General features: G+C 67.2%; 16 protein-coding genes and 1 other RNA gene. 7 read left to right on the top strand and 10 right to left on the bottom strand.

The window, feature by feature from the left end:
• The 3 genes from rnpB to ACFE7U_RS09050 form a co-directional block, all read right to left on the bottom strand.
• Positions 1-212, bottom strand: an RNA gene (rnpB, locus tag ACFE7U_RS09040) — RNase P RNA component class A; the annotation flags it as partial.
• A gap of 50 nt (positions 213-262) precedes the next feature.
• Entirely contained in the window at positions 263-703 is a 441-nt protein-coding gene (locus tag ACFE7U_RS09045) for a VOC family protein (RefSeq protein ID WP_375409389.1), read from the bottom strand.
• Between the two features lie 69 nt (positions 704-772).
• Positions 773-961, bottom strand: a complete 189-nt coding sequence (locus ACFE7U_RS09050; RefSeq protein ID WP_375409390.1) for an Rmf/CrpP family protein — start codon at positions 959-961, stop codon at positions 773-775.
• 166 nt (positions 962-1,127) lie between these two features.
• On the opposite strand from ACFE7U_RS09050, the gene pepN reads away from it, so the two are divergent.
• From pepN to ACFE7U_RS09065, 3 genes are all read left to right on the top strand, one after another.
• On the top strand, positions 1,128-3,764 hold the full coding sequence (pepN, locus tag ACFE7U_RS09055; RefSeq protein WP_375409391.1) for an aminopeptidase N: 2,637 nt from the start codon (positions 1,128-1,130) through the stop codon (positions 3,762-3,764).
• Between the two features lie 181 nt (positions 3,765-3,945).
• On the top strand, positions 3,946-6,327 hold the full coding sequence (locus tag ACFE7U_RS09060; protein ID WP_375409392.1) for a PAS domain-containing sensor histidine kinase: 2,382 nt from the start codon (positions 3,946-3,948) through the stop codon (positions 6,325-6,327).
• 308 nt (positions 6,328-6,635) lie between these two features.
• Positions 6,636-7,577: a glutaminase gene (locus ACFE7U_RS09065; protein WP_375409393.1), complete on the top strand. Its 942-nt coding sequence runs from the start codon at positions 6,636-6,638 to the stop codon at positions 7,575-7,577.
• Between the two features lie 280 nt (positions 7,578-7,857).
• On the opposite strand, the gene ACFE7U_RS09070 is transcribed toward ACFE7U_RS09065, so the two are convergent.
• The 5 genes from ACFE7U_RS09070 to ACFE7U_RS09090 form a co-directional block, all read right to left on the bottom strand.
• Positions 7,858-8,904 (bottom strand): glutamine synthetase beta-grasp domain-containing protein, encoded by a 1,047-nt coding sequence (locus ACFE7U_RS09070; protein WP_375409394.1) that lies wholly within the window; start codon positions 8,902-8,904, stop codon positions 7,858-7,860.
• A gap of 254 nt (positions 8,905-9,158) precedes the next feature.
• Entirely contained in the window at positions 9,159-9,974 is an 816-nt protein-coding gene (panB, locus tag ACFE7U_RS09075; protein ID WP_375409395.1) for a 3-methyl-2-oxobutanoate hydroxymethyltransferase, read from the bottom strand.
• Between the two features lie 363 nt (positions 9,975-10,337).
• On the bottom strand, positions 10,338-10,940 hold the full coding sequence (locus tag ACFE7U_RS09080) for a rhodanese-like domain-containing protein (RefSeq protein ID WP_375409396.1): 603 nt from the start codon (positions 10,938-10,940) through the stop codon (positions 10,338-10,340).
• A gap of 14 nt (positions 10,941-10,954) precedes the next feature.
• Entirely contained in the window at positions 10,955-11,785 is an 831-nt protein-coding gene (locus ACFE7U_RS09085; RefSeq protein ID WP_375409397.1) for a quinoprotein dehydrogenase-associated SoxYZ-like carrier, read from the bottom strand.
• A gap of 34 nt (positions 11,786-11,819) precedes the next feature.
• The gene (locus ACFE7U_RS09090; protein WP_375409398.1) at positions 11,820-12,785 is read right to left on the bottom strand and encodes a quinoprotein relay system zinc metallohydrolase 2; all 966 of its coding nucleotides are present in this window, start codon (positions 12,783-12,785) and stop codon (positions 11,820-11,822) included.
• A 346-nt stretch (positions 12,786-13,131) separates the two neighbouring features.
• Between ACFE7U_RS09090 and ACFE7U_RS09095 the strand changes: the two genes are divergently transcribed.
• From ACFE7U_RS09095 to murC, 4 genes are all read left to right on the top strand, one after another.
• Complete coding sequence (locus ACFE7U_RS09095) at positions 13,132-14,115, top strand: CobW family GTP-binding protein (protein ID WP_375409399.1); 984 nt, start codon at positions 13,132-13,134, stop codon at positions 14,113-14,115.
• A 122-nt stretch (positions 14,116-14,237) separates the two neighbouring features.
• On the top strand, positions 14,238-15,404 hold the full coding sequence (locus ACFE7U_RS09100) for an FtsW/RodA/SpoVE family cell cycle protein (RefSeq protein ID WP_375409400.1): 1,167 nt from the start codon (positions 14,238-14,240) through the stop codon (positions 15,402-15,404).
• A complete protein-coding gene (locus ACFE7U_RS09105) occupies positions 15,401-16,510 on the top strand; it encodes a glycosyltransferase (protein ID WP_375409401.1) in 1,110 nt (369 codons plus the stop codon). The genes ACFE7U_RS09100 and ACFE7U_RS09105 overlap by 4 nt, the downstream gene beginning before the upstream one ends.
• Positions 16,511-16,659: 149 nt before the next feature.
• Complete coding sequence (gene murC / locus ACFE7U_RS09110; RefSeq protein WP_375409402.1) at positions 16,660-18,066, top strand: UDP-N-acetylmuramate--L-alanine ligase; 1,407 nt, start codon at positions 16,660-16,662, stop codon at positions 18,064-18,066.
• 16 nt (positions 18,067-18,082) lie between these two features.
• Here murC and ACFE7U_RS09115 read toward each other — a convergent pair whose 3' ends face one another.
• Both ACFE7U_RS09115 and ACFE7U_RS09120 read right to left on the bottom strand, forming a co-directional pair.
• The gene (locus ACFE7U_RS09115; protein WP_375409403.1) at positions 18,083-18,472 is read right to left on the bottom strand and encodes a helix-turn-helix domain-containing protein; all 390 of its coding nucleotides are present in this window, start codon (positions 18,470-18,472) and stop codon (positions 18,083-18,085) included.
• Positions 18,473-18,482: 10 nt separating this feature from the next.
• A complete protein-coding gene (locus tag ACFE7U_RS09120; RefSeq protein WP_375409404.1) occupies positions 18,483-18,686 on the bottom strand; it encodes a type II toxin-antitoxin system RelE/ParE family toxin in 204 nt (67 codons plus the stop codon).
• Positions 18,687-18,778: the final 92 nt, after the last annotated feature.

Below are 18,778 nucleotides of genomic sequence, written 5' to 3' on the forward strand. Positions count from 1 at the left end.
CCCGGTGGGGTTTGCCGTGCCGTCCGCGTTGCCGCGTCCGCGGTGCGCTCTTACCGCACCCTTTCACCCTGGCCGCAGTCCCCTGCGGTGGTCTGCTCTCTGTGGCACTGTCCCTGGGGTCGCCCCCGCCGGACGTTATCCGGCACCGTCTCTCCATGGAGCCCGGACTTTCCTCCCCAGCACGAGGCCGGAGCGGCCGCCCGGCCGACTGATCCGGGGCGGATGTGCGCCGCGCACCGGTGAAAGGTCAAGCGCGACGGGGCTACCAGCTCCCGGTGTTCTCCATCGACGCCCACGGCTCCTGTGGCGCCTTCGCGTCGCCCTTCTGCAGGATCTCGATGGAGATGCCGTCCGGCGACTTCACGAAGGCCATGTAGCCGTCGCGGGGCGGACGGTTGATGGTGACGCCCTTGTCCTTCAGCCCCTGGCAGAAGGCGTAGATGTCGTCGACCTGATAGGCGAGGTGACCGAAATTGCGGCCGCCCGAGTAGGACTCGGGGTCCCAGTTGTAGGTCAGCTCGATCAGCGGCGCCTTCGTCTCCTTGGCGGTCTCGTAATCGCCCGGAGCCGCGAGGAAGACCAGGGTGAAGCGTCCCTTCTCGTTCTCGACGCGGCGCGTCTCGCGCAGGCCGAACGTGTCGACGTAGAAGGCGAGCGCCTTGTCGAGATCCGCCACGCGGACCATCGTGTGAAGGTATTCCATGGGTCTCGATCTCTCTACCTGATGGGGGGCTATCTGGTTCGCCACGGGAGTGCCGTCAACGCCGGGCGATCACCCGTTTGGCATCGGCAGATCCGGACCGTCTTTCGACGGGATCCCGTCATAGCCCTCGAACCAAGCCTTCCGCTCGGCCGACGCGGCGGGATACGGGCAGGCGTCCTTGGGCCGGCCGGCCGCCCTGGCGCGCGCACCCTCTGAGATCGGGTCGGGTCGCGGCTTCGGTGGCTCTGTCTCGGTCATACCCGCATCATGCCACCGGTTGCCGATGGGTCCAACCGCCCCATTGGGGGATGAGACGGCGACCCGTCGAGGGCGTCCAGCCGAATGAGGGCGGCGTGCCGGGCCTCACTTGCGTGACCCGGATGGGGTAGGAGTTGCAACGCAGCCAAAGGAATCCGAGACCGCGATGCGCACCGATATGCCGATCCTGATCCGTCTCGAAGATTACCGCCCCAGCGACTACCTGATCGACCGGGTCGCGCTCGACGTCGTGCTCCATCCGACGGAGTCCCGGGTTGTCGCCGCGCTGTCCCTGCGGCCGAATCCGGCGGGACGGCCCGGCGCGAGTTTGGTGCTCGACGGGGAGGATCTGGTTCTGGTCGGGCTCGGCCTCGATGGCAGGCCGCTGGGCCATGACGCCTACGATATCGGCGCATCGAGCCTGACGATCCCGAACCCACCGCAGGCGCCCTTCACCCTGACCATCGAGACGCAGGTCGATCCGAGCGCCAACACCAAGCTGATGGGACTCTACCGGTCTGGCGGCGTCTACTGCACCCAATGCGAAGCCGACGGCTTCCGCCGCATCACCTATTTCCTCGACCGGCCCGACGTGATGGCGGTCTACACCACCCGCATCGAGGCGGCGCTCGACGAGGCGCCCGTGCTGCTCGGAAACGGCAACCCCGTGGAAGCCGGCCCGGCCGGGGCCGGGCGTCACTACGCCGTCTGGCACGATCCGCACCCGAAGCCCGCCTACCTCTTCGCACTGGTGGGCGGGCGCCTCGACAAGGCCGCGCAGCCCTTCACCACGATGGAGGGACGCGACGTCGAGCTCGCCGTCTATGTCGAGCCCGGCAAGGCCGGCCGCGCCGCCTATGCGCTCGATGCCATCGCGCGCTCGATGGCCTGGGACGAGGAGGCCTTCGGCCGGGCCTACGACCTCGACGTGTTCAACGTCGTCGCCGTCTCGGACTTCAACATGGGCGCGATGGAGAACAAGGGCCTCAACATCTTCAACGACAGGTACGTGCTGGCCTCGCCGGAGACCGCCACCGATGCCGACTACGCTAATATCGAGACGATCATCGCGCACGAGTATTTCCACAACTGGTCGGGCAACCGGGTCACCTGCCGGGACTGGTTCCAGCTCTGCCTCAAGGAAGGGCTGACGGTCTTCCGGGACCAGGAATTCTCGTCGGACACGCGCTCGCGCGCCGTCCACCGCATCGGCGAGGTCAGGACCCTGCGGGCGCGCCAATTTCCCGAGGATGCCGGTCCGCTCGCGCATCCGGTCCGGCCGCGGGCCTATGCGGAGATCAACAACTTCTACACCGCGACCGTCTACGAGAAGGGCGCCGAGATCGTCAGGATGCTGCGCACGCTGATCGGCCACGACGCGTTCCGCGCCGGCATGGACCGGTACTTCGCGGACAACGACGGCAGAGCCGCCACGGTTGAGGATTTCCTCGACAGTTTCGCGCAGGTCACCGGCCGCGACCTCTCGGCCTTCGCGCGCTGGTACGATCGCCCCGGCACGCCCCGCGTCACGGCGAAGGGCCGCTACGACGCCGCCGCCCGAACCTACCGACTCGATTTCGGCCAAAGCCTATCGGGTCCCAAGGGGCCGTCGCTCGTGATCCCCATCGCGATGGGCCTCGTCGGACCCGACGGAGTGCTGGCCGAAGCGCATAGCGACCGCGTGACCGACGGCGTCTTTGTCCTGGAGGCCGAAAGCGACAGCGTCATCTTCGAGAACGTCGCGCAGGAGCCGGTGCCGTCGCTGCTGCGCGGCTTCTCGGCGCCGGTGAAGCTCGTCCATCTCGCGACCACCGCCCAGAACCTGGTGTTGCTGCGCCACGACGCCGACGCGTTCAATCGCTGGCAGGCGTCGCAGACCATCGCCTTGCACCTCATGATCTCGCAGACCCGCGCTATCGACGTCGCGGAGGACACGACGGCCTTCGTCGATGCACTCGGCGCCTTCCTCGATGCCGAGGCCCTGCGCGATCCGGCCTTCGCCGCCCTGGTGCCGAACCTGCCGAGCGAGGGCGACGTCGCCAACGAGATCGGTACCGGGATCGATCCCGACGCCATCCATCGCGCCCGCACGGACCTGCGCAGCCGGATCGGTCGACACCTGGCGCCCCGCCTCATCGGCCTTCGCACGGCCTTGGCCGAGCCCGCCGGAGCCCCTTTCAGTGCGGAGGCCGCAGCCGCCGGCAGGCGCGCCCTGCGCAACACCGCCCTCGATCTCCTCGCGCTCGGCGATCCCGTCGCCGGGGCTGAGCATGCGGCCGAGCAGCTGCGCCGGGCCGCGACCATGACCGACACGCTCGCCGCCCTCGCGACCATGTCGCTGATCCCAGGCGACGCTCGCGAGGCCGCCCTGTCCGCCTTCGAGGAGACCTACCGCTCGGAGCCCCTCGTCCTCGACAAATGGTTCGCGATCCAGGCCACCATCCCGCACGCCGATACCCTCGATCGGATCGCGGCCCTGAAGGCACATCCGGCGTTCTCCATGACCAATCCCAATCGGGTGCGTGCCCTCATCGGGAGTTTCAGCACCGGCAACCCGACGCAGTTCAACCACCCGGACGGTCGGGGCTACGATCTCGTCGCGGATGCCGTGCTTGCTATCGACGGTAGCAACCCACAACTGGCCGCACGGCTGCTCACGGCCTTCGGATCCTGGCGTGCGCTCGAGGCGGGCCGCAGGACCGTTGCAAAATCGACTCTCGAACGGATCCGTGACGCCGGAACGCTGTCCCGGGATGTCGCCGACATCCTCGGACGAACCCTGGCCGGCGAAGCAAGCCATTGAACAGAAAAAGCTATTCTCGCGTCGAGGAGTTCGGCCGGACCCAGGATGGCATATTTTCTTGCACGAAACTCCGGAGAGAAAGGCGTGGACAAATCCCCTGTGGAAATGTTTATTTGAAGCGATTCGAAGCGTGACTCACCACCGCGCCGCGGACGACTCACCGTAGTTGCGAGGTTTGGTTATGCCGGAGGCGGAGTCCGCTTCCCTCGCCGCTTCTGCGCGCGCGGACACCATCCTAGGTATCCATCGGCCCGCCACGTCCGTGCATGCCCGTTTCGTGCGGATGGAAACGTGGCTGCGCTACGCGGTGCCGGCGGTGCTGGCGACGTTCCTGATCAGCATGGCCGCCGTGGCGATGATGCACATCCAGGGTCAACGCGACGAGGCCGTCCGCTCGGCCGTGTCGGATGTCGAGGCCTTCGCCCACCTCACCGCCGCCGGCCTGGCCGATGCCGGCAATTCGACCGAGACCGAGATTGGGAGCCGCCTGCGCGCGCTCCTCCCGGCCAGCCTCCTCCATGCCGGACGCAAGATCCTCGTCGTGGCCCCGGACGATCAGATCGTCGCGGCCCATCCGGCCGGGACGGAGACGCTCGGCACGCTGACCGCCTATCTCGGCGAGTCGCAGCCGCTCAGCATCCTCGGTGAGCGGGCCGGCGCGGTGACGCTGATCCTGGCCAACGGCGAGCCCGCCATCGCGGCCGTCAGAACCCTGCGTGCCGGCCGCGTCGCGGTGATCCAGCCCTTGTCCCACGTGACGGCCGCCTGGAGCAGCCGCGCGAAGACACAGGCCACCCTGCTCACCTCGGCGGCCATCGTCATCATCGGGGTCGGGTTCGCGTACGGCCTCCAGACACGCCGCGCCCATGCCAGCGACCGCATCTGCGAGCAGGTCAAGAAGCGGCTGGACACGGCACTGGGCCGCGGCCGCTGCGGCCTCTGGGACTGGGACATCCCGCGCGGTCGGATCTACTGGTCGGACTCGATGTATGCCCTGCTCGGCTATACCCGCGAGCGCGAGTTCCTCTCCTTCGGCGACATCAATGCCCTGGTCCACCCGGATGACGGCGACCTTTACAGCCTCGCCCGCCACCTCGCGGCCAGCCAGTCCACCGTCGATCACGAATTCCGCGTCCGCGGCGCGAACGGTGCCTGGGTCTGGCTCCGCACCCGTGCCGAGATCGTCCCCGACTCCGCCGATGGCGGCCGCCATCTCGTCGGCATCGCCGTCGACGTGACCGAGCAGCGCCAGCTCGCGGAATCGAACGCCACCGCCGACATGCGCCTGCGCGACGCGGTGGAGGCCATCTCCGAGGCCTTCGTCCTTTGGGACACGAGCAACAAGCTCGTCCTGTGCAATTCGAAGTTCCGCGACCTCCACGCGCTCAGCCCCGAGGACGCCACCCCCGGCCGGCGCTACCACGAGATCATGGGGCGGGGCGCCCTGCCGCCGGTCAGGCGCGAGCTGCGGGACATCGAATCGGCCTGCGCCACCGCCCGCACCTTCGAGGCCGAGCTCACTGACGGCCGCTGGCTGCAGATCAGCGAGCGACGGACCAAGGACGGCGGCTACGTCTCGGTCGGCACCGACATCACGAACCTCAAGCTCAACCAGGAGCAGCTCGTGACCTCCGAGCGCGAGTTGATGGCCACGGTGCGCGACCTCAAGCGCTCGCGCCGGACCCTCGAGCTGCAGACCCAGCAGCTTGCCGACCTCGCCGAGCGTTACCTCGACCAGAAGGCTCAGGCCGAGACCGCCAATCAGGCGAAATCCGAGTTCCTCGCCAACATGAGCCACGAGCTGCGCACGCCGCTCAATGCGATCATCGGCTTTGCGGAGCTGATGGCGAGCGAGGTCTACGGCAAGCTCGGCTCGCCGCGCTATGCCGATTACTGCCGCGATATCCGTTCCAGCGGCGATTATCTGCTCTCCGTCATCGACGATATCCTCAACATGTCGCGGATCGAAGCGCAGCGGGTCACGCTCGCGGTCCGCGAGGTGTCCGTCGCCGAGGCGGTGGAGGGCGCGATGGGCCTCGTCACGGAGGTGGCTCACGCCAAGTCGCTCTCCCTCGACGTCTGCGTCCGGCCGAACCTCACCGTGCTGGCCGACGAGCGCGCCCTGCAGCAGATCCTCGTCAACCTCGTCCAGAACGCCGTGAAGTTCACGCCGAGCAACGGGCGCGTCATCGTGCAGGCCAAGCCGGCGGGAGAGGCCGTCAACATCTTCATCACCGATACCGGAATCGGCATCCCGAAGGCCGCCTTGTCGAAGCTCGGCCTGCCGTTCCAGCAGGTCGAGACCAACCTGACCCGCAGCTACAAGGGCTCGGGCCTCGGTCTCGCCATCGCGCGCTCGATGACCGAGCTCCATGGCGGAACCCTTCGCATCCGCTCTCAGGAAGGCATCGGCACCGTCGTCCTCGTGCGGATGCCGGCACCGACCGCGGCACGGCTGCGGGACCTCGCCTTCCAGGCCTCGCAGGAGACCGTCGCCTCCCTGCGCGATGCGGCCGGCGCGAGCCCCCGCTTCGACGAGCGGGCGAACGCGATCCGGGCCTGACGCGGCAGCACCTCCAGGACCGGATGGTTCCGCCGTCTCGGTAAGGGCGCGGCCGTCCCGCGGCCTCGAGTGCCGGTTCGCCGCAACGTTTACCTCGGCCGACGGTGATCCCGGCGTGAGTGCGAAGGTCGTGGGCGTCGCGCGTCGGTCGAGTGCCCCCGGTCGACCGGACCGAAGCCCGCAATTGGGCCTCATCCGCGAACGAGAGTTGCAAGAACGAAAGTTGCAGGAGCCGGTTCGCCCGTCGCCGATCGTCGCGACCGGCGTAGGCCGACGTCGTCCAGCCCCTCCGTCACATCCGAGCCTCGATGAGCCGTACCGCACCGAACCTTGAAGAGGTGGTCAGGGAGATCGCCGACGAGATGCGCGAGAGGCCCGATCGCGGCGAGGTCGCGACCTACATCCCGGAACTCGCCCGGATCGACGTCAACACTTTCGGGATCGTGGTGATCGACGCAGACGGGCGCGTCGCGGCGGGAGGCGACAGCGAGACGCCTTTCTCCATCCAAAGCATCTCCAAGGTCTTCACCCTCACGCTCGCGCTGGGGATGGTGGGAGACCGGCTTTGGCGGCGGGTCGGGCGAGAGCCGTCCGGCACCCCGTTCAATTCGATCGTCCAGCTTGAGCGCGAGCGCGGCATCCCGCGAAACCCCTTCATCAATGCCGGTGCGATCGCCGTCACCGACCTGATCCTGTCGAGGCATCAGCCGCGCGAGGCGTTGGGCGAGATCCTGCGTTTCATGCAGTTCCTGGCGCAGGACCCCACCGTCGTCATCGACGAGGCGGTCGCGGCCTCTGAGCTGCGGACGGGCTTTCGCAACATGGCGCTGGCCAACTACATGAAATCTTTCGGCGTGATCGACAATCCGGTGGACTTCACCCTCGGCGTCTACTTCCACCATTGCGCCATCGCGATGTCGTGTCGGCAGCTCGCGATGGCGGGCCGTTTCCTCGCACATTCCGGCCGCAACCCGTCGACGGGGCTCTCCGTGGTCCAGCCGGAACGGGCACGGCGGATCAACGCGGTGATGATGACCTGCGGCCACTATGACGGGTCGGGAGAGTTCGCCTACCGGGTCGGCCTGCCTGGCAAGAGCGGTGTCGGCGGCGGCATCCTGGCGATCGCTCCGGGAAAAGCCTCGATCGCGGTCTGGTCACCCGGGCTCGACGCGGCCGGGAACTCTCATCTCGGTCGCATCGCCTTGGAGACGCTGACGAAGCGCCTCGGCTGGTCGATCTTCGCAGGCTAGCTTGCCGCTGCCCGGCCAATCGCCATGCAGGGCATTTGATGCATAACGATTAGGCAAGTTGCCTGAGGATCGGCCTTCTTTGGCGGCAACGCTTGGGAAGGGCGATGATTATCGCAGCACGAGAGACACCCTGCGGCTAACGATGCATCGCCGATAGCGGTCCCGACGGTCCGCGGTTGGCTGAAAACGATCAGGGCGGGGCAGTTGTTACAGCCCCGCCCCGCCGATCATGGATGCCGTCCGCAGAGCCGCCCCGACACGCGTGCTGCTGCGAAAAGGATTACGCCGCCGCAGAAACCCGTTCTTCCGATCCCGTCGGGACGGACGCGATCGTCTTCAGGATCTGCGAAGCGATCTGGTAGGGGTCCCCTTGCGAGTTCGGGCGGCGATCTTCCAGGTAGCCCCGGTAATCGTTCTTCGGGAAGCTGTGGGGCACGCGCACCGAGGCGCCGCGGTCGGCAACGCCGTAGCTGAACTTGTTCCACGGTGCCGTCTCGTGCTTGCCCGTCAGCCGCAGGTGGTTGTCCGGACCGTACACCGCAATGTGGTCGTCGAGGTTCTTGTCGAAGGCCGCCATCAGCGCCTCGAAATAGGCCTTGCCGCCGGTCTCGCGCAGGTAAGCGGTCGAGAAGTTGGCATGCATGCCAGAGCCGTTCCAGTCGGTGTCGCCGAGCGGCTTGCAATGATACTCGATGTCGATCTCATACTTCTCGCAGAGACGCTGCAGGAGGTAGCGGGCCATCCACATTTCGTCGGCGGCTTTCTTGGAGCCCTTGCCGAAGATCTGGAATTCCCATTGGCCCTTGGCCACTTCGGCATTGATGCCTTCGTGGTTGATGCCGGCGTCGAGGCAGAGATCGAGATGCTCCTCGACGATCTTGCGGGCGATCGAGCCGGATTCCTTGTAGCCGACGCCGCAATAGTAGGGACCCTGCGGCGCCGGATAGCCGGAGGCAGGAAAACCGAGCGGCCGACCGTCCTTGTAGAAGAAATATTCCTGCTCGAAACCGAACCAGGCGCCCTCGTCGTCGAGGATGGTGGCGCGCTTGTTCGAGGGGTGCGGAGTCTGGCCGTCCGGCATCATGACTTCACACATCACGAGCACGCCGTTCTTGCGCGTACTATCGGGGAAATGGCGAACCGGCTTGAGCATGCAATCTGAACTGCCGCCCTCGGCCTGCATGGTCGAGCTGCCATCGAAACCCCACATCGGAAGCTGATCGAGGGTCGGAAAAGCGTCGAACTCCTTGATCTGGGTCTTGCCGCGGAGGTTGGGGACAGGGGTGTACCCGTCGAGCCAAATGTACTCCAGTTTGTATTTCGTCATCTCGACTCTCTCGCCCGTTTTGCAATGCGACGTTCAAGCAGCCCCACGGGGCTCTCGGTCATCGCCGGCCGGGCGCAAAGATGCATGCGTCATGCCAAGGCAGGCCGCAACCTCGCGGAAGGATCGATCTCCCTGGCTCTCGCACTGCGCCGGACCGATCGGGTCGCACGACCGCTTCGACGGGCAGCGCATCGCCTTTCCGGCCGGTCCGAACGCGCAAGAGCCCGCGGCGCGGGATCGCCGGTCCTCGCGGCCTAATAAGTGTGCTCGTCCGCGGGGAAGCGTCCGCTTCGGACCTCCTCGGCGTAGCCGCGCACGGCCTCTTCGATCTGGTCGCGCAGGCTTCCGAAGCGCTTGACGAATTTGGGCGCGCGGTCGCTGAGACCCAGCATATCCTCGAGGACGAGAATCTGCCCGTCGCATTCCACGGAGGCACCGATGCCGATGGTGGGGGTGGTGATCGCCGCGTTCGTCGCGATGGCGCGGGCAACGGGCTCGACGATGCCCTCGAGCACGATCGCGAAGGCACCGGCATCGTTGATGGCGCGGGCGTCCTCCATCAGACGGCGCTCGCCCTCCTCGCCACGGCCCTGTACCCGGAACCCGCCCATCGTATTCACGGATTGGGGGGTAAGGCCGATATGGCCCATCACCGGAACGCCGCGTTCGACGAGGAATGCGACGGTGTCGGCGAAGCGCGCACCGCCCTCCATCTTGATCGCGCCCGCACCGGTTTCCTTGAGCACGCGGGCGGCATTCATGAAGGCCTGTTCCCGGCTCGCCTCGTAGGACCCGAACGGCATGTCGACCACGACCAGCGCGCGCGTGGTGCCCCGCATCACCGCTTGAGCCTGGACGATCATCATCTCCAGGGTCACCGGCAGGGTCGTTTCCATGCCGTGCATGACCATCCCGAGGGAATCACCGACGAGGATGAAGTCGCAGTGCGCGTCGAGGATGCCGGCGGTGTGGGCGTGGTAGGCCGTCAGCGCGATGATCTTGCGACCTTCCGCCTTGCACTTGGCCAGATCGATGGCCCGCAGACGCCGTGAGATGACAAGCTGCGACATCGGAGGTTCACCCGGTTCTCTACCGAGCCGCACGACGCGCCCGACCAACGGCCTCGGTCACGAGGCGAGATCGGGCAAGCGGCCCTTCCGGGCAGGCTTATACACGGTCCATCTGCGGAATGCGCCACGCGCACCGCCATCGGGCGGACGAAGGAAGGCTCTCGACCTTCCTATGCGGTGAGCGCGATGGCGTCGCGCTCACCCACCCTTTTCGGGCGTTCGCTCCCTAGACTTCGCTGCGTCGAAAGCGTGCCTTTATTCCGCCATACCCGGCCGGAAGTCAACTCCCTGCCGAGGGGTGAGGCCGTTGAAGATACTGAATATTTGATGCCTTGTCGCAGGCTCGTCCCCGCTCGTAGGGACTCAGCGCTGGGGCTCGCCGCGGCCATCGGATTTGGTCCTCGCCTCCCATTCGGGATCGGGCCTGATCGCGGTGGTGGGGTGGCGGTCCTGCCAGCCCTCGATGCCGTCGGGAAACCAGTGGACGTTCGAGTAGCCCTGTTGGACGAGGCGTTTTCCGGCGTTCCAGCTGCCCCAGCATTCGGGACGGCAGAACGCCACGATGGCCCGGCCCTTATCGCTGCCGGTCAGGGCTTCGATGCGTCTCAGGAACAATGCTTCGCTCCCCGCATCCAGGGGGGCGTTCCCAGCCCTTGGCATCCAGACGCTGCCGGGGATCGAGCGGTGCGTCGGCAGCCAGGGCCGGTCCGCCGGAAAGCCGCCGGGACGCTGGTCGGCCAGGGCGACGTCGAGGAGGACGGGCCTGTCCCTGGCGATCAGCGCATCGAGGCCGTCGAGATCGACGACCTTGGCACCCTGTAGCGTCGCTGGCGTGTAGCCTCGCGACGGTCCGGTCCAGAGCCCGTCCGGCTCCGGCACGTTCACGGGGGAGTCCGCAGGGCCCGCCGCCATCAGGATCACCGACGCGGCCAGCGCCGCGATCGTTCGCAGCTGTCGCCCGATCATCGGATGGGCCACGGTCAGTTGCTGGCGGCCGGCGCGGTGAAGCTCTGTTCCCAGCGACCGTTCTGGTTGTCGAACGCGACCACGCGGATCGCCTCCCCGCCCTGCGGCACGAACGAGAACCCGATCACGGGATTCGATGAGATCGAGATGTCACCGTCGAGGGTGAAGATCCCGGCCGCGCCGCGCGAAACCTCGATCTTCGTGATGTAGCGGGCGGGGGTATATTCGCGGGTGACCTGGTTCATCTGCATGCCGCTGAAATTCGGGTGGCGGATCATCAGGGTCGCCTCGACTGGCTTGCCCGACATCGCCTCGCCGGCGAACTTCATGCGCATCTCGCCCATGCCCTTCATGGCCTCCTCGTCGCTCATCCCCATGGGAGCCGAGCAGCCGCCCGAAGCCTTGACGAATTTCACTGCTTCCAAGAGCCGGCCGTCCTTGGTCTCGGCGACCGCATGGACGTTGGTGTAGTTGTTCACGCGCACCCTGAGCTTGATCTCGCCGGGGTCTGACGCCGGCCCGAATGTGAACTTCGCGGCATAGGGCGACGGGTTGTCGTCGATGACGAGGTGCAAGCCGGCGATCCGGTCCTTTTCCGGCATGGCCAGGGTGATCGGCACGAGCGAGGCGTCCATGGCGCGCACCGGAGCGTCGATCGTCACGAGGGCGTCGGTGGCCTCGAGCTTGCGATCGCCGAAGATCGTAGCCTGGATCTCCTTCCACCTGGCGAGCCGCTCGGACTCGTCGTCCGAGGCGCCGAGCGCCATGGCAGGTCCCATCGCGGCGAGAGCCGAGAATGACAGCCCGAAGGCCAATGCAAGATGCGTTCTGGCAAGATGTTTCATGGCGCGACTCCTCAAAATGATATGTAGCGCACAATCATTCCCACTCAAGCTCCTTGTAGGCCTGGGTGACGTTGCGGCCGTGATAAGTGTCGAAGAGCGCCCAGTTCCCGCGCTCGGCCGTCCCGACCTCCTGGACAGCCTTCTCGATCGGCCTATCGGCGGCAATCGCCTTGCGGGTCTCGTCGCGCAGCGCCGAGAGGTAGCGCGTCAGGTCCGCCATGGCGGGGGAGAGTTCGACGAGAGTCGGGCCGTGGCCCGGCACGGCGCGGGTGGCACCCAGGCTTTTAAGACGCTCGACCTCCTTCAGCCAACCGATGAGGCTGCCGTCGAGGGAGGGGATGCGTCCCACGAACAACAGGTCGGCGGGAAACAGGATGCCGCTCCGCGTATCGAGCATCGAGAGGTCGCAATTGCTGTGGGCAGTCCCATGGGCGGTAACCCGCAAGGTCCGGCCGCCAAGATCGATCTCGGCCGTATCAGTAACCGCCATGGTCGGCTGCACCACCGTGCCGGCCTTGTCGGTCCCAAGGATCTCCGCGAGACGTCCTCGATAGAACTCGCCCCGCGATTCGAGCGCGCCGCGCAGGGCCTGATGGCCGATGAAGGTCGGCTTGTCCTCGGCAAAGGCGGAGGCGCCGAAGCAATGGTCCGGGTGGACATGGCTGAGCACGACGTGGCGGATCGGCTTGTCCGTCCGTTTCCGGACCTCGCCGCGCAGCCAGGCGCCGTCGGCCGCGCTGCCGCCGCTCTCCGTGACCAGCACCGCGTCGTCGCCGACCACGAAGCCGATATTGGCGATGGCGCCGTCGTTCTCCGGCGTCACCTCCGTGTCGGGTCCGCGCCGGACGAAGATGCCGGGGCCGACCTCCTCCATGGCGAAGCCCTGCGCCGATCGCCCGAGTGTCGGAAGGCAACAGAGGCAAAGGCCGCCGAACAGGGCCGCCCGGCGGGAGGGCTGGCGACGGGAGGTCTGGTGGCGGCGGGCGCCGTCGGCGTTCATCGGGGCGTCCGGGTGTTGGGGCCGGGCATGGATAGTCCCTGCCGGGGCGGTCGCGACGGATCGTTCAGGGCGTGGAGCAAGCGACCGAACCTCCCCTGGGTCAAGCTCGGCGCGGGACCGCAGAGCAGCGGACGCCATGACGTTGCCGTGATGGCAGGCGCGACGCCCGCCTCGCAGCCCAGAACTTTCAGGGAGCGAAGAACTTTCAGGGAGCGACAAACCTCCAGGGAGCGATGAACCTTCACAGCGGGCGGCGCCGATACGATATGACGGGCTGAATCACGAGCCTGGTTCGATCGGGACGCGTCCGTCCCGTCGCCGGCTACCCCTGAGAACGAAGATCCCCATGTCCGACAGCCCGAACTTCGCCTCGCAAAAAATTCCCGTCACCGTGCTCACCGGCTATCTCGGCGCCGGCAAGACGACGCTGCTCAACCGCATCCTCACGGAGAACCACGGCAAGCGCTACGCCGTGATCGTGAACGAGTTCGGCGAGATCGGCATCGACAACGACCTCGTGGTCGGCGCCGACGAGGAAGTGTTCGAGATGAACAACGGCTGCGTCTGCTGCACCGTGCGCGGCGACCTCATCCGCATCATGGACGGGCTGGTCAAGCGGCGCGGCAAGTTCGACGCGATCGTCGTCGAGACCACCGGGCTCGCCGACCCCGCTCCCGTGGCGCAGACCTTCTTCGTGGACCAGGATGTTGGCGATGCCGCCCGCCTCGACGCGGTGGTAACGGTGGCCGACGCCAAATGGCTGTCCGACCGCCTCAAGGACGCGCCCGAGGCCAAGAACCAGATCGCGTTTGCCGACGTCATCCTCCTCAACAAGGCCGATCTCGTGGAGGCGGCCGACCTCGACCGCGTCGAGAGCCAGATCCGGGCGATCAACCCCTACGCCAAGATTCATCGCACGAACCGCTGCGACGTACCCCTCGACGCCGTCCTCGACCGCAACGCGTTCGATCTCGGGCGCATCCTCGACATCGAGCCGGAGTTCCTGGAGGAGGGCCACCACCATCACCACGACGACGAGATCCAGTCGGTCTCTGCCAGGATCGACGGTCCGGTTGACCCGGAAAAGTTCATGCCCTGGATCTCGAACCTGACCCAGGTCCAAGGCCCCGACATCCTGCGCTGCAAGGGCATCGTCGCCTTCCCGAACGAACCCCAGCGCTTCGTCTTCCAGGGCGTCCACATGATCCTCGACGGTGACCTGCAGGGGCCGTGGAAGGAAGACGAGGCGCGTGTCTCGCGGGTGGTGTTCATCGGCAGGAAGCTCGACGCGGAGGCCATACGCGAGGGGTTCTTGGGGTGTAGGGCCTAGGGCGAGCCCCTTCCCTCCTCTCTGTGCGTGGGAGGGAAGAGCCGAGCCGGCAAGGATTGGTTTACCATTCCGTCACAGGATCGCGCCGCGCCGCCACATCCCGGCGCGGAGAACCACGCCCCATGATGTCCCGCGCGGAACGCACGCCCCTCACCGATTGGTGGTGGACGGTCGACAAAGGCCTGCTGGCGGGCCTCGCCGCGCTGATGGTGGCCGGCCTCGTCTTCCTGATGGGCGGCGGCCCGCCGGTGGCGGAGAAGCTCGGCCTGCCGACCTTCTACTTCCTCAACAGGCAGGCGATCTACCTCGCCCCCACCCTGCTCATCATCGTTGCGGTCTCGTTCCTGAGCCTGCGCCACATCCGCCGGGTCGCGCTCGGTACCTGGATCATGGGCGTCGCCCTGTGCATCCTCGCCGGCAAGTTCGGGCCCGAGATCAAGGGCGCGCATCGCTGGATCCAGTTCGGTGCCTTCGGCCTGCAGCCCTCGGAATTCGTGAAACCCGCCTTCGTCGTGGTGGCGGCCTGGGCGTTCTCGGAGGGGGCGCAGAGGCGCGACATGCCCGGCGGACTGCTCGCCATGCTGGTCCTGCCGATCACCATCGTGCCGCTCATCCTGCAGCCGGATTTCGGGCAGACCATGCTGATCACCATCGTGTGGTGCTCGCTGTTCTTCGTGGCCGGGCTGCACTGGTTCTGGGTCGCGGGCCTCGGCGCCGCCGGCCTCCTCGGGGTCGCGGTGGCCTATACCTACCTCCACCACGTCCGAGAGCGCATCACCCGGTTCATGGACAAGGACTCGGGCGACAGCTTCCAGGAGTTCTGGGCGCGGGAATCCTTCAATTCCGGCGGCTGGCTCGGCACCGGCCCCGGCGAGGGCGTCGCCAAGCGCCACCTGCCCGACGCCCATACCGACTTCATCTTCTCGGTGACCGGCGAGGAGTTCGGCGTGCTGGTCTGCCTCGGCCTCGTCTGCCTGTTCGCCTATCTGGTCATGCGTGGTCTCAAGCTCGCCCGCCGCACCGATGACATCTTTTCGCGGTTGGCGATCACCGGTCTAACCACCCTCTTCGGCCTGCAGGCTTGCATCAACATGGCGGTGAACGTGCGGCTGATGCCGGCCAAGGGCATGACCCTTCCCTTCGTCTCCTATGGCGGCTCGTCGCTGATCTCGCTGGCACTCGGCATGGGCTTCCTCGTGGCGCTCACCCGCAAGCGGCCGCGCACAGTGATGCTGAGCCAGAAGCCCCCCGGCACTGCGCCGGCGACGGTGGCCGGAGTGATGCGGTGACGGTCGCCCAGGCCACGGTGCTGCTCTGCGCCGGCGGCACCGGTGGGCATCTCTTCCCTGCCGAGAGCCTCGCCCACGCCCTGCGCGCCAGGGGCGCGCGGGTGGCGCTCGCCACCGACGCCCGGGTCGATTCCATCGCGACGGGCTTTCCGGCCTCGGAAATCGTCACCATCGCCTCGGCGACACCGTCCGGCCGCTCGCTCGTCAGGCGGGCGAGCGCCCTCCTCACGCTCGGCCGCGGCTTCGGAGCCGCCGCCAGGGAGATCAGGCGGATCGACCCGGCGGCGATCGTCGGGTTCGGCGGCTATCCCACCGTGCCTCCGATGCTGGCCGGTCAGATCCTGCGGGTGCCCACCATCCTGCACGAGCAGAACGCCGTGATGGGCCGGGCCAACGCTTTCCTCGCCCGCGGGGCGCGGGCCATCGCCACCGGCTTCGCGCACGTCCGGGGCATACCCGACAAGACCACCGCGCCACGCACCCATACCGGCAATCCCCTGCGCCCTGCCGTGCTGGCGGCGGCGGAGACGCCCTTCCCCCCTCTCGGTGAGGGCGACGGCCTCCACCTCCTCGTCTTCGGCGGCAGCCAGGGCGCCAGCGTGATGGGCGAGGTCGTGCCCGCCGCGATCGCGCAATTGCCGGACGACCTGCGTGCCCGCCTCCACCTCGTGCAGCAGGTGCGCGCCGAGGATCTGACTCAGGTGCAGAACCTCTATCTCGGCCTTGGGCTGGCCGGGCTCGAGACGGCGGCGTTCTTCAAGGACCTGCCGGCGCGGATGGCGCAAAGCCACCTCGTGGTCGGGCGCTCGGGCGCCTCCACCGTCTCCGAGCTCGCCGCCATCGGCCGGCCAGCGATCCTGGTGCCGCTGCCCGGCGCCCTCGATCAGGACCAGGCCGCCAACGCGGCCACCTTGAGCGCGATCGGTGCCGCGCTGACGATCCCGCAAGCTGCCTTCACGCCGGATCGGCTCACCGCGGAGCTGGTCGACTACTTCACCGCGCCGGCAAAATTGACCGCGGCGGCCGCAGCGGCCAAAAGTGCCGGCATCCATGACGCCGCCGAGCGGTTGGCCGACCTCGTGATCGCGACGGCGGCCCGCACCTGATTCCGGTGGGAGTGCCCTCGCACGCCCGCCCAAGAGCATCGGACCGGATATCCGATCCGATGCTCTAGCCCATTGGTTTTGCATCGACCGTCTCCGAAAAGCGGAGTTCACTTTTCGGGTCGATGCCCTAGACGAGACTGGCTCACACCATGAAGCTGCCCGACAAGCTCGGCCCCATCCACTTCATCGGCATCGGCGGCATCGGCATGTCCGGCATCGCCGAGGTGATGATGAACCTCGGCTACACCGTGCAGGGCTCGGACGCATCCGACAACGCCAACGTCCGGCGCCTCGCCGAGAAGGGCATCAGGACCTTCGTCGGCCACGCCGCTCCCAACGTCGAGGACGCCGCCCTCGTGGTCGTCTCCACGGCGATCCGGCGTGACAACCCCGAGCTCATCGCCGCCCGCGAGCGCCGCCTGCCTGTGGTGCGCCGCGCCGAGATGCTGGCCGAGCTGATGCGCTTCAAGTCCTGCGTCGCCATCGCGGGGACGCACGGCAAGACCACGACGACGTCGCTGGTCGCAGCCCTCCTCGACGCCGGCAATCTCGACCCCACGGTGATCAACGGCGGCATCATCAATGCCTACGGCACCAACGCCCGCATGGGCGAGGGCGAGTGGATGGTGGTGGAGGCCGACGAATCCGACGGCACCTTCCTCAAGCTCCCGGCGGATGTCGCCATCGTCACCAACATCGACCCCGAGCACCTCGACCATTTCGGTTCGTTCGACGCCGTGAAGGACGCGTTCCGGCGCTTCATCGACAACATCCCCTTCTACGGCTTTGCCGTGATGTGCATCGACCATCCGACCGTGCAGGACCTCGTCGGGCATATCGAGGACCGCCGCATCATCACCTACGGCGAGAACCCTCAGGCCGACGTGCGCCTCATCGACGTCGATCTGCGCGGCGGCCAGAGCCGGTTCCGCGTCATGATCCGAGACCGGCGCCCCGGCTTCCGCATGGAGATGGAAGACCTCGTCCTGCCGATGCCGGGGAAGCATAATGCTCTCAACGCCACCGCCGCGCTCGCCGTCGCCCACGAACTCGGCGTCGAGCCGCAGGCGATCCGCAAGGCGCTCGCCGGCTTCGGCGGCGTGAAGCGCCGCTTCACCAAGACCGGCGAGTGGAACGGTGCCCTGATCTTCGACGATTACGGGCACCATCCGGTGGAGATCCAGGCGGTGCTGCGCGCCGCCCGCGCCTCGACCGACGGCAACGTCATCGCCATCGTGCAGCCGCACCGGTACTCGCGCCTCGCCTCCCTGTTCGACGATTTCTGCACCTGCTTCAACGACGCCGACACGGTCATCGTCGCCCCGGTCTACGCGGCCGGCGAGGCCCCGATCGAGGGCATGGACCGCGACGGCCTCGTCTCGGGCCTCAAGTCCCGCGGTCACCGCGACGCGCTGGCCCTGGAAGGCACCGAGGATCTCGCCGGCCTGGTGGCGAGCCGCGCCAATCCGGGCGACTACGTCGTGTGCCTCGGTGCGGGCAACATTACCCAATGGGCCTACGCGTTGCCGGCGGAACTGGCGGCGTTGAAGGGGTGACCTTCGTGACTCCGGCTCAAGCGGCATCCGCCGTTGCAACGAGGTCGTCGACATCGATCCCGAGCGCCGTCGCCAACTTGCGATACAGGTCGATGGCGCCCGCCCGCTCATTCTGCTCCATCGCGGCGAGCACTGCCACTTCGGTTCGCACCAACGCCGCGAGGGCCGATATCGTCAATCCGCGCTTGTCGCGCCAGAACGCCAGGGGCGTCGCCGCGGCGCGCAGGCGATCCAGATCAAATTGCGTCAACAGTTCGTCGTTGTTGTTGTGGAGACGATCCTGCGAGGCCGCGATCGTGCGGGCGTCCGTCGCATCCTCGGCCAGCGCGCTCCGTCGTTCGAACTCGGCCTCGGGCAGGATCCCGATCGCCTCGCCGGAGGGCGTCTTCGTGCGCATGACGGTCATGGCGCGGCTCCTAACCGTAGAGCGATCCGCGCGGGCCGACAGCGTGGACAATGATCCGATCGACGTCGATCGTGAAGAGGACGCGCCAATCTCCGACTCGCAGCCGGAACCCGTCGAGGCCCTTCAAGGCGGTGACGTTTTTCGCAAGGGCGTTCGGGTCCTCGGAAAGAATGTCGAGCTTCTCCGGGATCAGAGCTTCCGTCTTCGTCGGCATCCGGCACAATGCGCGCGCTGCGAGGCGTCTGACGACGGCTCTGCCTATGTTCGAACCCGTGCGCTTCTCGCTCCATCATGGACCGACTCGGC

The sequence above is a fragment of the uncultured Methylobacterium sp. genome (assembly GCF_964251405.1).
Taxonomy (GTDB): Bacteria; Pseudomonadota; Alphaproteobacteria; order Rhizobiales; family Beijerinckiaceae; genus Methylobacterium.

Bases quoted from the DNA above. Each gene is read 5' to 3' on its own strand.
- ACFE7U_RS09085 (WP_375409397.1), bottom strand. From the start codon at position 11,785: ATGAAACATCTTGCCAGAACGCATCTTGCATTGGCCTTCGGGCTGTCA.
- ACFE7U_RS09070 (WP_375409394.1), bottom strand. From the start codon at position 8,904: ATGACGAAATACAAACTGGAGTACATTTGGCTCGACGGGTACACCCCT.
- ACFE7U_RS09095 (WP_375409399.1), top strand. From the start codon at position 13,132: ATGTCCGACAGCCCGAACTTCGCCTCGCAAAAAATTCCCGTCACCGTG.
- ACFE7U_RS09115 (WP_375409403.1), bottom strand. From the start codon at position 18,472: ATGACCGTCATGCGCACGAAGACGCCCTCCGGCGAGGCGATCGGGATC.
- ACFE7U_RS09045 (WP_375409389.1), bottom strand. From the start codon at position 703: ATGGAATACCTTCACACGATGGTCCGCGTGGCGGATCTCGACAAGGCG.
- ACFE7U_RS09120 (WP_375409404.1), bottom strand. From the start codon at position 18,686: ATGCCGACGAAGACGGAAGCTCTGATCCCGGAGAAGCTCGACATTCTT.
- panB (WP_375409395.1), bottom strand. From the start codon at position 9,974: ATGTCGCAGCTTGTCATCTCACGGCGTCTGCGGGCCATCGATCTGGCC.
- ACFE7U_RS09080 (WP_375409396.1), bottom strand. From the start codon at position 10,940: ATGATCGGGCGACAGCTGCGAACGATCGCGGCGCTGGCCGCGTCGGTG.
- ACFE7U_RS09050 (WP_375409390.1), bottom strand. From the start codon at position 961: ATGACCGAGACAGAGCCACCGAAGCCGCGACCCGACCCGATCTCAGAG.
- ACFE7U_RS09060 (WP_375409392.1), top strand. From the start codon at position 3,946: ATGCCGGAGGCGGAGTCCGCTTCCCTCGCCGCTTCTGCGCGCGCGGAC.
- ACFE7U_RS09090 (WP_375409398.1), bottom strand. From the start codon at position 12,785: ATGAACGCCGACGGCGCCCGCCGCCACCAGACCTCCCGTCGCCAGCCC.
- ACFE7U_RS09065 (WP_375409393.1), top strand. From the start codon at position 6,636: ATGAGCCGTACCGCACCGAACCTTGAAGAGGTGGTCAGGGAGATCGCC.
- murC (WP_375409402.1), top strand. From the start codon at position 16,660: ATGAAGCTGCCCGACAAGCTCGGCCCCATCCACTTCATCGGCATCGGC.
- ACFE7U_RS09100 (WP_375409400.1), top strand. From the start codon at position 14,238: ATGATGTCCCGCGCGGAACGCACGCCCCTCACCGATTGGTGGTGGACG.
- pepN (WP_375409391.1), top strand. From the start codon at position 1,128: ATGCGCACCGATATGCCGATCCTGATCCGTCTCGAAGATTACCGCCCC.